The organism is Kitasatospora sp. NPDC022856 (genome assembly GCF_055561235.1).
In genome coordinates this window covers 33955-46790 of sequence record NZ_JBVHHE010000007.1, presented here as the reverse complement: position 1 = coordinate 46790, position 12836 = coordinate 33955, and the positions used below count along the sequence as shown (strand labels likewise).

General features: G+C 73.1%; 10 protein-coding genes. 3 read left to right on the top strand and 7 right to left on the bottom strand.

Features of this window, described 5'->3' with window-relative positions; translation table 11 throughout:
• Positions 1-279 precede the first annotated feature (279 nt).
• The 3 genes from ACZ34W_RS10535 to deoC are packed head-to-tail and all read right to left on the bottom strand — an operon-like array spanning position 280 to position 3648.
• On the bottom strand, positions 280-1182 hold the full coding sequence (locus ACZ34W_RS10535; RefSeq protein WP_329487980.1) for an aldehyde dehydrogenase family protein: 903 nt from the start codon (positions 1180-1182) through the stop codon (positions 280-282).
• The gene (locus ACZ34W_RS10530; protein ID WP_329487979.1) at positions 1175-2656 is read right to left on the bottom strand and encodes an aldehyde dehydrogenase family protein; all 1482 of its coding nucleotides are present in this window, start codon (positions 2654-2656) and stop codon (positions 1175-1177) included. The genes ACZ34W_RS10535 and ACZ34W_RS10530 overlap by 8 nt, the downstream gene beginning before the upstream one ends.
• Before the next feature lie 5 nt (positions 2657-2661).
• Positions 2662-3648: a deoxyribose-phosphate aldolase gene (gene deoC, locus ACZ34W_RS10525; RefSeq protein ID WP_329487978.1), complete on the bottom strand. Its 987-nt coding sequence runs from the start codon at positions 3646-3648 to the stop codon at positions 2662-2664.
• 245 nt (positions 3649-3893) lie between these two features.
• Here deoC and ACZ34W_RS10520 point away from each other — a divergent pair, with 245 nt between their 5' ends.
• Complete coding sequence (locus ACZ34W_RS10520) at positions 3894-4571, top strand: PH domain-containing protein (RefSeq protein ID WP_329487977.1); 678 nt, start codon at positions 3894-3896, stop codon at positions 4569-4571.
• Positions 4572-4638: 67 nt separating this feature from the next.
• Here the strand turns inward: ACZ34W_RS10520 and ACZ34W_RS10515 are convergent, their stop codons facing one another.
• The 3 genes from ACZ34W_RS10515 to ACZ34W_RS10505 form a co-directional block, all read right to left on the bottom strand.
• Positions 4639-6354: a phospho-sugar mutase gene (locus tag ACZ34W_RS10515; RefSeq protein WP_329487976.1), complete on the bottom strand. Its 1716-nt coding sequence runs from the start codon at positions 6352-6354 to the stop codon at positions 4639-4641.
• Positions 6355-6508: 154 nt separating this feature from the next.
• On the bottom strand, positions 6509-7330 hold the full coding sequence (locus ACZ34W_RS10510; RefSeq protein ID WP_329487975.1) for a purine-nucleoside phosphorylase: 822 nt from the start codon (positions 7328-7330) through the stop codon (positions 6509-6511).
• A gap of 270 nt (positions 7331-7600) precedes the next feature.
• Positions 7601-8038: a gamma-glutamylcyclotransferase family protein gene (locus ACZ34W_RS10505; RefSeq protein ID WP_329487974.1), complete on the bottom strand. Its 438-nt coding sequence runs from the start codon at positions 8036-8038 to the stop codon at positions 7601-7603.
• A gap of 78 nt (positions 8039-8116) precedes the next feature.
• Here ACZ34W_RS10505 and ACZ34W_RS10500 point away from each other — a divergent pair, with 78 nt between their 5' ends.
• Positions 8117-9571, top strand: coding sequence for an NAD(P)H-quinone dehydrogenase (locus ACZ34W_RS10500; protein ID WP_352295404.1), 1455 nt, complete (start codon positions 8117-8119; stop codon positions 9569-9571).
• 236 nt (positions 9572-9807) lie between these two features.
• The gene (locus ACZ34W_RS10495; protein WP_465603351.1) at positions 9808-10770 is read left to right on the top strand and encodes a DeoR/GlpR family DNA-binding transcription regulator; all 963 of its coding nucleotides are present in this window, start codon (positions 9808-9810) and stop codon (positions 10768-10770) included.
• A gap of 123 nt (positions 10771-10893) precedes the next feature.
• On the opposite strand, the gene ACZ34W_RS10490 is transcribed toward ACZ34W_RS10495, so the two are convergent.
• Positions 10894-12669: an acetyl/propionyl/methylcrotonyl-CoA carboxylase subunit alpha gene (locus ACZ34W_RS10490; protein ID WP_329487972.1), complete on the bottom strand. Its 1776-nt coding sequence runs from the start codon at positions 12667-12669 to the stop codon at positions 10894-10896.
• Positions 12670-12836: the final 167 nt, after the last annotated feature.

Below are 12836 nucleotides of genomic sequence, written 5' to 3'. Positions count from 1 at the left end.
TGCCCCCCTCGGTGTGCGGTGTCGCCCCAGTCTGCGCGGGGGCGGGGGCCGGCCGGGAGCGCCGAAAGGATGGCGGGCCGGCGACGAAAGTCGACGGATCCAGGGAGGAGAGCCGCCGGGGACACCGGAGGCGGAAAGTCGACGGACCCGCGCCAGGGGGGGAGAGGCGCGGGTCCGTCCAATGACCGTCCGGGCCCTGGGGGGGTGAGGGCACTGGGGACGGCCAGCTTGTGGAGTTGTTACTCGGTGGGCCCACCGGGCCCGGGGGTGACGAGGAGGTCAGATCCCCATCGGGTGCCAGACCGTCTTCGTCTCCAGGAACGAGAGTAGCCGGTCGGTACCGGGAGCATTGGTCCAGTCCTGGGCGAACGGGTCCAGCTCCGGACGGACCACCCTCTTCAGGGTATCCGCGGCGGCGGCTTCCAGCGCGCCCGCCGCGCCGGGACCGTCGGCGGCGATGGCGCCGGTGAGGTCCACCGCGTTGACGTCCTGGTGCGAGGCCAGGGTGGGCGCGATGTCGGCGGTCCGGCCCGAGATGATGTTGACCACGCCGCCGGGGACGTCCGAGGTGGCCAGCACCTCGCCCAGCGACAGGGCCGGCAGCGGGGCGTCCGCGGCCGCCGCGACCACCACGGTGTTGCCGGTGGCGATGGCGGGCGCGATCACCGAGACCAGGCCGAGCAGCGAGTGCCCGTAACCGGCCTGCGGGGCGACGATCCCGACCACACCGGTCGGCTCCGGGGTGGAGAGGTTGAAGAACGGCCCGGCGACCGGGTTGGCGCCGCCCGCGATCTGGGCGACCTTGTCGGTCCAGCCCGCGTACCAGACCCAGCGGTCGATGGCGGCGTCCACCAGGGCGGCGGCCTTCTTCGGGCCGACGCCCTCGGAGAGCGCCACCTCGGCGGCGAACTGCTCGCGCCGGCCCTGCAGCATCTCGGCGACGCGGTACAGCACCTGGCCGCGGTTGTACGCGGTGGTGCCGGCCCAGCCCTTGACGGCCGCGCGGGCCGCCAGCACGGCGTCCCGGGCGTCCTTGCGGGTGCCGAGCGGGGCGTTGGCCAGCCACTCGCCCTTCGAGTCCGTCACCTCGTACACCCGCCCGCTCTCGGAGCGCGGGAACTTCCCGCCGACGTACAGCTTGTAGGTCTTGAGGACATCAAGACGGCTCACGACATCAGACATCGAGGTAGGCCTCCAGACCGTGGCGGCCACCTTCGCGGCCGTAACCCGACTCCTTGTAGCCGCCGAACGGCGAGGTCGGGTCGAACTTGTTGAAGGTGTTGGCCCAGACCACGCCGGCCTTGAGCCGGTTGGCGGTCCAGAGGATGCGCGAGCCCTTCTCCGTCCAGATGCCGGCGGAGAGGCCGTACGGGGTGTTGTTGGCCTTGTCGACCGCCTCGGCCGGGGTGCGGAAGGTCAGCACCGACAGGACCGGCCCGAAGATCTCCTCCTGGGCGATCCGGTGGGCCTGGCTGACGCCGGTGAACACGGTCGGCCTGAACCAGAAGCCGGTGCCGGGCAGCTCGCAGGCGGGCGACCAGCGCTCGGCGCCCTCGGCCTCGCCGGCGTCGGTCAGCGCGGTGATCCGGGCCAGCTGGGCGGCCGAGTTGATGGCGCCGATGTCGGTGTTCTTGTCCAGCGGGTCGCCGACCCGCAGGGTGCCCATCCGGCGCTTCAGGGCGTCCAGCAGCTCGTCGTGGATCGACTCCTGGACCAGCAGGCGCGAACCCGCGCAGCAGACGTGGCCCTGGTTGAAGAAGATGCCGTTGACGATGCCCTCGACCGCCTGGTCGATCGGCGCGTCGTCGAAGACGATGTTCGCGGCCTTGCCGCCGAGTTCCAGCGAGAGCTTCTTGCGGGTGCCCGCGATCTGCTTGGCGATCGCCCGGCCGACCGGGGTGGAGCCGGTGAAGGCGACCTTGTTGACGTCCGGGTGCGAGGTGAGCGCGGCGCCGGTGCGGCCGTCACCGGTGACGATGTTGACGACGCCCTTCGGCAGGCCCGCCTGGCGGCAGATCTCGGCGAAGCGCAGCGCGGTCAGCGGGGTGGTCTCGGCCGGCTTCAGCACCACGGTGTTGCCGGTGGCCAGCGCCGGGGCGATCTTCCACGCCAGCATCAGCAGCGGGAAGTTCCACGGGATGACCTGGCCGGCCACGCCCAGCGGGCGCGGGTTCGCGCCGTAGCCGGCGAAGTCGAGCTTGTCGGCCCAGCCCGCGTAGTAGAAGAAGTGCGCGGCGACCAGCGGAAGGTCGACGTCGCGGGTCTCGCGGATCGGCTTGCCGTTGTCGATCGACTCCAGCACGGCCAGCTCGCGGCTGCGCTCCTGGATGATCCGGGCGATCCGGAACAGGTACTTGGCGCGCTCGCTGCCGGGCAGCGCCGACCAGTCGGCGAAGGCCCTGCGGGCGGCGGCGACCGCGCGGTCGACGTCCTCCTCGGTGCCCTGGGCGAACTCGGCGAGCACCTGCTCGGTGGCCGGGTTGACCGTCTTCAGGGCCTCGCTGCCGGAGGAGTCGACGAACTCGCCGCCGATGAAGTGGCCGTACGAGGTGGCGATGTCACCCGCGGCGGCGGGGGACTCGGGTGCCGGGGCGTAGCTGAAGAGGCCGCCGGTCGGCTGGGCCGCGGGCTCCTCGATGTTCTTCTTCTTGGCCATGGTGATCAGTCCACCGTCACGTAGTCGGGGCCGGAGTACCGTCCGGTGGTCAGCTTCTGACGCTGCATCAGCAGGTCGTTGAGCAGGCTGGAGGCGCCGAAGCGGAACCAGTGCGGGGTCAGCCAGTCGTCGCCGAGGGTCTCGTTGACCATCACCAGGTACTTCATGGCGTCCTTGGTGGTCTTGATGCCACCGGCGGGCTTCACGCCGACCTGGACGCCGGTCTGCGCCTTGAAGTCGCGGACGGCCTCCAGCATCAGCAGGGTGACCGGCGGGGTCGCGTTGACGGCGACCTTGCCGGTGGAGGTCTTGATGAAGTCGGCGCCGGCCAGCATCGCCAGCCAGGAGACGCGGCGCACGTTGTCGTACGTCTGCAGTTCGCCGGTCTCGAAGATCACCTTGAGGTGGGCGGCGGTGCCGTCGGGGCGCTTGCACGCCTCCTTGACGGCGACGATCTCGTTGAAGACGTCCAGGTAGCGGCCGGAGAGGAAGGCGCCCCGGTCGATCACCATGTCGATCTCGTCGGCGCCGGCCGCGACCGCGTCGGCGGTGTCGGCGAGCTTGACCGGGAGCGCGGCGCGCCCGGCGGGGAAGGCGGTGGCGACGGAGGCGACCTGGATGTCGGTGCCGCGCAGGGCGTCCTTCGCGGTGGCGACCATGTCCGGATAGACACAGATGGCGGCGACGCGCGGGGTGGCCGGGTCGGACGGATCCGGGGTCCGGCCCTTGGCGCACAGCGCGCGCACCTTGCCGGCGGTGTCCGCGCCTTCGAGGGTGGTCAGGTCGATCATCGAGATGGCCAGGTCGATGGCGTACGCCTTCGCCGAGGTCTTGATCGAGCGGGTACCGAGAGTGGCGGCGCGCGCCTCCAGGCCGACCTGGTCGACGCCGGGCAGGCCGTGCAGGAAGCGGCGGAGCGAGGCCTCGGACGCCGCAACGTCCTCAAGACCGCTGCCCGCAGCGCCGGGGGCATTGGCTGCAAGAGTGGACATAGTCACCACACCAGCATATCTACGCGCGTAGCCAACCGCTAGGGGGCCCGCTTTTCGATGCCGGACCGAGATCTCGGCCCGGTGGGCCCGGCCCGGAAGCGCTCGCGGCCGGGGAGCGGCGGCGGAACGGCGGGGGAACGACGGGAAGCGGCGGGGCCCGCCGCCGGGCCGGGGGCGACGGCCGGGGCCACCACGGTGATCGCCACCCCTGTAGATCACGGGGTGCATGGGGCAGAATCGTCGCCATGACCGAATCCGACGGCAAGCCCCACCAGGGCTCGGCCGGCTCCGACGGGGAGCCCGTGTACGCCGACCGCGTGTACCGCTCCATTCCCGGTGTGATCTCCGGTGTGCTCCTGCTGGCCGTGGCCGGGTGGCTGATCGGGGACGCGGTGCTGAACGGGACGGGCAGGACCCCGTACGTCGCGCTGGCCGCGGTACCGGTGTTCGCCTTCCCGGTGATCGCCTACACGCTGCGGCCGGCCGTGCGGGTGAACGACCGCCGGCTGGTGGTGCGCAACCCGCTGCGGACGATCACCGCGCCGTGGGCGGCCGTGGACGCCCTGCGCGCGGGGTACTCGGTGGAACTGCTGGCCGGGGGCCACAAGTACCAGGTGTGGGCCGTGCCGGTGTCGCTGCGCCAGCGCAAGCGGGCCAACCGGATCCAGCAGCGCGGCGGCGGGCAGCAGCACGCCTCCCGGCTGGGCACGGCCTTCGGGCGGCCGGCGCCGTCGGTGGTCGAGGGCGCGCCGGACCCGAACCGGGCCTGGTCCGACCAGGTGGTCGCGATCCTCCAGGAGACCGCCGAGCGGAACGCGGGCCGCCCCGACGCGGCAGGCCCGCTGGTCGTGCGGTGGTGCTGGTGGATCATCGCGCCGACCCTGCTCGGTCTGGTCGCGCTGATCGCCGCGATCGTCGCCTGAGCACGCCGAGGAGCACGACGAAGGGGCCCGCCGGGAACGGCGGGCCCCTTCGGCATGCGCGGGTGGATCAGGCGTCGATGCCGGCGGCCGCGGCCAGGTCGCGCTTGATCGCGCCGAGCAGCTCGGCGGCGCGCTCCCGGGCGGGGGCCAGGTCGGCGGCCGAGCCGACCGGGAGGACGACCTCCAGGTAGCACTTCAGCTTGGGCTCGGTGCCGGACGGCCGGACCACGATCCGGGCCGAGCGGACGCCCTCGCCGGCCAGGTAGTAGCGCAGGCCGTCGGTGGGCGGCAGGTCGGCGGAGCCGGCGGTCAGGTCGTCGGCCCGGGTGACCGTCAGGCCGGCCAGCACGGTCGGCGGCCGCTCGCGCAGGCGCTGCATCGCCTCCGCGATCAGCGCGAGGTCCTCCACCCGGACGGAGAGCTGGTCGGTGGCGTGCAGGCCGTGCTCCAGCGCCAGGTCGTCCAGCAGGTCGGCCAGGGTGCGGCCGGACCGCTTGAGGGTCGCGGCCAGCTCGGCGACCAGCAGGGCGGCGGTGATGCCGTCCTTGTCGCGCACGCCCTGCGGGTCGACGCAGTAGCCCAGCGCCTCCTCGAAGCCGTAGCGCAGGCCGTCGGCGCGGGCGATCCACTTGAAGCCGGTCAGCGTCTCGGCGTAGCCCAGCCCGGCCGCCTCGGCGATCCGGCCGAGCAGGGTGGAGGAGACGATGGTGGTGGCGAAGGTCCCGGTGGCCCGCTTGGCGACCAGCGCGGCGCCCAGCAGCGCGCCCACGTCGTCGCCGCGCAGCATCCGCCAGCCGGTGCCGTCGCCGCCGGCGGTGCCGTTGGCCGGGACGGCCACCGCGCAGCGGTCGGCGTCCGGGTCGTTGGCGATGACGATGTCCGGGCCGACCGCGGCGGCGGTGCGGAAGGCGAGGTCCATCGCCCCCGGCTCCTCCGGGTTGGGGAAGGCCACGGTCGGGAAGTCCGGGTCGGGCTCGGCCTGTTCGGCGACCACGGTGGGCGCGGGGAAGCCGGCCCGGTCGAAGGCGGCGACCAGGGTGTCCCGGCCGACGCCGTGCATCGGGGTGTAGACGACGGCCAGGTCGCGCGGGCTGTGCGGGTCCACGATGGAGACGGCGCGGGCCAGGTAGGCGTCCACGACGTCCTCGCCGACGACGTCCCAGCCGTCCTCGGCGAGCGGGACCTCGGCGAGCGAGCCGATCGCGTCGATCTCGGCGGCGATCCCGGCGTCGGCCGGCGGGACGATCTGCGAGCCGTCGCCCAGGTAGACCTTGTAGCCGTTGTCCTGCGGCGGGTTGTGGCTGGCGGTCACGGTGACCCCGGCGGCCGCGCCCAGGTGGCGGACCGCGAAGGCGAGCACCGGGGTGGGCAGCGCGCGCGGCAGCAGGGCGGCCCGCAGGCCGGCGCCGACCACCACGGCGGCGGTGTCCCGGGCGAAGTCGAAGGACTTGTGCCGGGCGTCGTAGCCGATGACGACGAGGTCGCCCAGGTTCTCCTTCTTCACGTACGCCACCAGGCCGGCGGCGGCCCGGATCACCACGGCGCGGTTCATCCGCATCGGGCCCGCGCCCAGCTCGCCGCGCAGGCCGGCGGTGCCGAACTGGAGGCGGTCGGAGAACCGCTCGGCCAGTCGCGACCAGGCGAGCTTGCTGTCCGACTCGGCGTCCGGGCCCTCGGCCGCGGCCAGCAGCGCGGCCAGCTCCTCACGGGTCTGCGGGTCGGGGTCCTCGGCCAGCCAGGTCCGGGCCCGGGCGAGGAGATCGGTGGTGGGTGCCTGCGTCATGGCTGCGACTCCATGGGGAAGTGCGTCGGTTCGGTCGGCCGGAGGGTTCCGCGAGAGTGGGGCGCGCATGCGGACGGGGCCCGCGGGCGGGTGTGATCAGCGGATCACAGCCGCCCGCGAACCCCGTCGCTCACGATTGTGCGTCAGAGCCGGATCAGATCCGCTCAAGGACCTTCGCGAGCAGCGCGCCCATGCGCTCGGCGGAGGCCTTGCCGGCCTCCAGCACCTCGGCGTGGTTGAGCGGCTCACCGGTGATGCCGGCCGCCAGGTTGGTGACCAGCGAGATGCCGAGCACCTCGGCGCCGGCCTCGCGGGCGGCGATGGCCTCCAGCGTGGTGGACATGCCGACCAGCTCGCCACCGATCACCCGGGCCATGTGGACCTCGGCCGGGGTCTCGTAGTGCGGGCCGCGGAACTGCACGTAGACGGCCTCGTCGAGGGTGGAGTCCACCTCGCGGCAGAGGTCGCGCAGCCGCTTGGAGTAGAGGTCCGTCAGGTCGACGAAGTTGGCGCCGACGATCGGGGAGTCCGCGGTCAGGTTGATGTGGTCGCTGATCAGGACCGGCTGGCCGGGGACCCAGCCGTCGCGCAGACCGCCGCAGCCGTTGGTCAGCACGATGATGCCGCAGCCGGCGGCGGCGGCGGTGCGCACGCCGTGGACCACGGTGGCCACGCCGTGGCCCTCGTAGTAGTGGTTGCGGCCCAGGAAGATCAGGGCGCGCTTGTCGCCGATCTTCACCGAGCGGATCGTGCCGGCGTGGCCGGCCACGGCGGGGGCGGGGAAGCCCGGGAGGTCGGTGACCGGGAACTCCGCCACGGTCTCGCCGAGGGCGTCGGCGGCCGGCACCCAGCCGGAGCCCATCACCAGGGCGACGTCGTGGCGCTCGGCGCCGGTCAGCTCGCGCAGGCGCTCGGCGGCGGCCTGGGCGGCGGCGTAGGGGTCGGCGGAGACGACCGACTGAGGAGATGCGTTCACAGGTCCGAGGATAGACGGGAATCGGCTACGCGCGTAGAAGATCCCGGTACGACGTGCCGGATCGTTACCCGGATGGCGTGAAAGTACAGCTCGGAGGCCTGCTTCAGGCGGCCCGGGTGGGAGCAAGCTACAGCCGTCCGGCGCCGCGCGGCCGCCGCCGGGCCGGGCGGGCGCCGAGCCGTGCGCCGGCCCGGGGCGGCGGGCGCCCGGCCCGGGGGAGTCGGGGCCGGGGGGAGTCGGGGGTGCGGCGGTGCCGCGCGGGCCCGGAGGTCAGCAGGGGCGGCGGCGCAGGTCCAGGACGTAGTCGTGCGGCGCCCCGGCGCTCTCCGCCGCGTCGGCGACCAGGCCCAGGTAGCGGGCGGCGGGCAGGCCGCCCTCGTAGTCGTTGAGCACGTACGTCCAGACCGGGATGTCGCCGTCCAGGGTGTGCGCGCGCAGCTTGATCTTGCGGTAGATGCCGAGCTGGACGCCCTCCCAGCGGTCCAGGCCCTCCTCGTCCATCGGCGCGACGTCGTAGAGCGAGACGAAGACCTGCTCCTTCTCGTCCTCGACCACGGTGGCCAGCGAGCCCTCCCAGCCGAGCTGCTCGCCGCCGAAGGTGAGCCGCCAGCCGTCCAGCCACCCGGTACCGCGCAGCGGGGAGTGCGGAGCGCGGCGGGTCATCTGCCGAGCATCGAGGTTGGTGGCATACGCGGCGTAGAGGGGCATGGGGTGCAGCCTACGGCGACTGGGCGATCGGACAGAAGCCCCGACCCCGGCGTGGCAGCGCGCTCGGCATACGGGACAATGGTGGACGTGACTCGGATCGTGATCATCGGTGGCGGACCCGGCGGCTACGAGGCGGCGCTCGTCGCCTCCCAGCTCGGCGCGGAGGTGACCGTCGTCGACCGCGACGGTCTGGGCGGATCGGCGGTGCTCACGGACTGCGTGCCGTCGAAGACCCTGATCGCGACCGCGGAGGTGATGACGACCTTCGACAGCTCGTACGAAGAGCTGGGCATCATCGTCGCCGACGACACCCCACCGCTGGAGCGGCAGGCCCGGGTGGTCGGCGTGGACCTCGGCAAGGTCAACCGACGCGTCAAGCGCCTCGCCATCGCGCAGTCCCACGACATCACCCAGTCGGTGACCCGGGCCGGGGTCACCGTGCTGCGCGGCCGGGGCCGGCTCGGCGGCGGCGGGCAGGCCGTGGACGGCTCCCGCGAGGTGCTGGTGGACGCGCCCGACGGCAGCGTCCAGTCGCTGCACGCGGACGCGGTGCTGATCGCCACCGGCGCGCACCCGCGCGAGCTGCCGGACGCCCAGCCGGACGGCGAGCGGATCCTGACCTGGACCCAGGTGTACGACCTGGAGGAGCTGCCGGCCGAGCTGATCGTGGTCGGCTCCGGTGTGACCGGCGCCGAGTTCGCGGGCGCCTACCAGGCGCTCGGTTCCAAGGTCACCCTGGTGTCGAGCCGCGACCGGGTGCTGCCGGGCGAGGACCCGGACGCCGCCGAGGTGCTGGAGGAGGTCTTCCGCCGCCGCGGCATGAACGTGATGGGCCGCAGCCGGGCCGAGACGGTCAAGCGGGTCGGCGACCACGTCGAGGTGACGCTCTCCGACGGCAAGGTGATCAGGGGCACGCACTGCCTGATGGCGGTCGGCTCGATCCCCAACACCGCCGAGATGGGCCTGGAGGAGGCGGGGGTGAAGCTCAACGACTGGGGTCAGATCAAGGTCGACCGGGTCTCCCGCACCAGTGCCCCCGGCGTGTACGCGGCCGGTGACTGCACCGGCGTCTTCATGCTCGCCTCGGTGGCGGCCATGCAGGGCCGGATCGCGATGTACCACGCGCTCGGCGACGCGGTGCAGCCGCTGAACCTGAAGACCGTGGCCTCCAACGTCTTCACCGACCCGGAGATCGCCACCGTCGGCTACACCGCCGCCGACGTGAGTTGCGGCAAGATGGACGCGGTCGAGGTCAAGCTGCCGCTGCGGGGCAACCCGCGGGCCAAGATGCAGGGCATCCGGGACGGCTTCGTGAAGCTGTTCTGCCGCCCGGGCACCGGCATCGTGGTCGGCGGCGTGGTGGTCGCCCCGCGCGCCAGCGAGCTGATCCACCCGATCGCGCTCGCGGTGGACGCCAATCTGACGGTCGAACAGGTGGCCAGCGCCTTCACCGTCTACCCGTCCGTCTCCGGCTCGACCGCCGAGGCCGCCCGGCAGCTGCACATCCGCAAGCGGGCCGACGGCGAATCCTGAGCACCGGACGCGCAGTTGGGGGCGGCTGCCGGTCGGCGGCCGCCCTTCGCGCGGGCGGGTCCGTCACCCGGACGGCGGGCGCAGTCCCGGGTTGCTGACGGCGCGTATTGTACGGTCACGCGCCGCTCGTGCGTGAGCAATTCCCGCTACTAGCTGCAAACGCCTGAAAGCAGACGGTCACGCAGGTTACCGTCGGTTCTGTGTTTGCAGCAGAACGTCGCCAGTTGATCCTCGAAATGGTGCGCGCCAACGGAGCTGTGTCGCTCCGCGAACTGGCCCGCGTCGTCCAGACCTCCGAAGTGACCGTACGTCGTGACGTACGGGCACTGGAGGCAGAAGGGCTCCTCGACCGCCGGCACGGCGGCGCGGTGCTCCCCGGCGGCTTCAGCCGCGAACCCGGCTATCCGCAGAAGACCCACCTCTCCGCGGCCGAGAAGAGCGCCATCGCCGATCTCGCCGCGGGCCTGGTGGAGGAGGGTGACGCGGTGGTGGTCGGTGCCGGTACCACCACGCAGGAGCTGGCCCGCCGACTGGCCCGGGTGCCCGGGCTGACGGTGGTCACCAACTCCCTGCTGGTCGCGCAGGCGCTGGCGCACGCCAACCGGGTGGAGGTGGTGATGACCGGCGGCACCCTGCGGGGTTCCAACTACGCCCTGGTGGGCAGTGGCGCCGAGCAGTCGCTGCACGGGCTGCGGGTCTCCAAGGCGTTCATCTCCGGCAGTGGACTGACCGCCGAGCGCGGGCTGTCGACCACGAACATGCTCTCCGCGAGCGTGGACCGGGCTCTGGTGCAGTCGGCTGCCGAGGTCATCGTCCTCGCCGACCACACCAAGCTCGGCGCGGACACCATGTTCCAGACCGTCCCGACCGAGACCATCACCCGGCTGGTCACCGACGAGCACGCCGCCGCCGACGACACCACCGCCCGCGAGCTGGACGCGCTCGCCGACTGCGGGGTGCAGATCGACCTGGCGCCGCTGAGCGCGGCGCCGACCGGGGACGCCCCCGTGCACGGCACCGGCAGCGGGCCCGTCCACCAGACCCAGCCCGGCCCGCTGGCCCGGCGCGCGGCCCCGCCGCCCGGCGGTGCCCCGCTGCCCGGTCAGCGCCGCCCCGGCGCGCACGGCGGCCCCGGTGGGCCGGGCGGTCCGCTGCCGGCCCGGCTCGCCGAGCTGGGGGCCGTCCAGCGCGGGCGCTGACGCCGCCACCGGGCGGGCGCCGTGCCGGTGGCGGCGCCGACCGGTACCGCCGTCGCGGGGCCGGAAACGGAACCGGTCCGCACACCCCGAGGGGCGTACGGACCGGTCCGGCGGCCTGAGCCGTCAGTCCTTGATCTCGCAGAGCGCGGCGCCGCTGCTGACGCTGCCGCCGACCTCGGCCTTGAGGCCGACCACGGTGCCCGCCTTGTGGGCGTTCAGCGGCTGCTCCATCTTCATCGCCTCCAGGACGACGATCAGCTCGCCCTCGGCGACGACCTGGCCCTCCTCGACGGCGACCTTGACGATGGTGCCCTGCATCGGCGAGGCCAGGGTGTCACCGCTGACCGCCGAGCCGGCCTTCTTGGCACCGACCCGGCGCTTGGCCTTGGCCGCACCGCCGGTGGCGGCCGCCGGGGCGGACGCGACGCCCAGCGAGGACGGCAGCGAGACCTCGATCCGCTTGCCGCCCACCTCGACCACCACGGTCTCGCGGCCCTCGGCCTCCTCGCCCTCGCCGGGCGCACCGGCGAACGCGGGGATGGTGTTCTGGAACTCGGTCTCGATCCACCGGGTGAAGACCGTGAACGGTCCGTCGCCGCCGTGCACCTCGGGCGCGAACGCCGGGTCGGTCACGACCGCGCGGTGGAACGGGATGGCCGTGGCCATGCCCTCGACCTTGAACTCGGCCAGCGCCCGGGCGGCGCGCTGCAGCGCCTGCTTGCGGGTGGTGCCGGTGACGATCAGCTTGGCGAGCAGCGAGTCCCAGGCGGGGCCGATGACCGAGCCGGTCTCGACGCCCGCGTCCAGCCGGACGCCGGGGCCGGACGGCGGCGCGAACAGCGTCACCGTGCCGGGCGCGGGCAGGAAGCCGCGGCCCGGGTCCTCGCCGTTGATGCGGAACTCGATCGAGTGACCCCGCACCTCCGGGTCGTCGTACCCGAGCTCCTCGCCGTCGGCGATCCGGAACATCTCGCGGACCAGGTCGATCCCGGTGACCTCCTCGGAGACCGGGTGCTCGACCTGGAGGCGGGTGTTGACCTCCAGGAAGGAGATCAGCCCGTCCTGGGAGACCAGGAACTCGCAGGTCCCGGCTCCGACGTAGCCGGCCTCCTTGAGGATGGCCTTGGACGCCCGGTACAGCTCGGCGTTCTGCTCGGGGGTGAGGAACGGCGCGGGCGCCTCCTCGACGAGCTTCTGGTGCCGGCGCTGCAGCGAGCAGTCACGGGTGGAGACGACCACCACGTTGCCGTGCCGGTCGGCCAGGCACTGGGTCTCGACGTGCCGGGGGTTGTCCAGGTACTGCTCGACGAAACACTCGCCGCGACCGAAGGCGGCGACCGCCTCGCGAACCGCGGACTCGTAGAGCTCCGGGATCTCCTCCAGCGTGCGGGCGACCTTGAGGCCGCGGCCGCCACCGCCGAACGCCGCCTTGATGGCGACCGGGAGGCCGTGCTCCTGGGCGAAGACGACGACCTCGTCGGCGCCCGAGACCGGGTCCGGCGTGCCGGCGACCAGCGGGGCACCGGCGCGCTGCGCCACGTGCCGGGCGGTGACCTTGTCACCGAGGTCGCGGATGGCCTGCGGGGGCGGGCCGATCCAGGTCAGGCCCGCGTCGAGGACGGCCTGGGCGAACTCGGCGTTCTCCGACAGGAAGCCGTAGCCGGGGTGGACGGCGTCCGCCCCCGAGTCGGCGGCGGCCTTCAGGACCTTCGCGATGTCGAGGTAGCTGGTACCGGGGGTGTCGCCGCCCAGCGCGTAAGCCTCGTCGGCCGCGCGGACGTGCAGCGCATCCCGGTCCGGCTCGGCGTAGACGGCGACGCTGGCGATACCGGCGTCCGAGCAGGCCCGGGCGACGCGGACGGCGATTTCTCCGCGGTTGGCGATGAGCACCTTGCGCACTGTGGCTCCCTTCTTGAACCTGGTCGAGTTTATGGATTTCTGGGTGGTACCGGCGAGTAGCCCCAGGTTGTGAACTATCCCACACGGAGGGTGATGCGTTCGGGGACCCGATCCGCGACCCGGTCGGGGTCTTCCCAGGTGGGTGCCGGTGCCGTCGCCGGGAGCCG

What these genes read in the sequence shown, in the direction of transcription:
- ACZ34W_RS10535 (WP_329487980.1), bottom strand. Translation starts at nt 1,182, where the DNA reads ATGTCTGATGTCGTGAGCCGTCTTGATGTCCTCAAGACCTACAAGCTG.
- ACZ34W_RS10500 (WP_352295404.1), top strand. Translation starts at nt 8,117, where the DNA reads ATGGTGGACGTGACTCGGATCGTGATCATCGGTGGCGGACCCGGCGGC.
- ACZ34W_RS10495 (WP_465603351.1), top strand. Translation starts at nt 9,808, where the DNA reads ATGGTGCGCGCCAACGGAGCTGTGTCGCTCCGCGAACTGGCCCGCGTC.
- ACZ34W_RS10520 (WP_329487977.1), top strand. Translation starts at nt 3,894, where the DNA reads ATGACCGAATCCGACGGCAAGCCCCACCAGGGCTCGGCCGGCTCCGAC.
- deoC (WP_329487978.1), bottom strand. Translation starts at nt 3,648, where the DNA reads ATGTCCACTCTTGCAGCCAATGCCCCCGGCGCTGCGGGCAGCGGTCTT.
- ACZ34W_RS10530 (WP_329487979.1), bottom strand. Translation starts at nt 2,656, where the DNA reads ATGGCCAAGAAGAAGAACATCGAGGAGCCCGCGGCCCAGCCGACCGGC.
- ACZ34W_RS10515 (WP_329487976.1), bottom strand. Translation starts at nt 6,354, where the DNA reads ATGACGCAGGCACCCACCACCGATCTCCTCGCCCGGGCCCGGACCTGG.
- ACZ34W_RS10505 (WP_329487974.1), bottom strand. Translation starts at nt 8,038, where the DNA reads ATGCCCCTCTACGCCGCGTATGCCACCAACCTCGATGCTCGGCAGATG.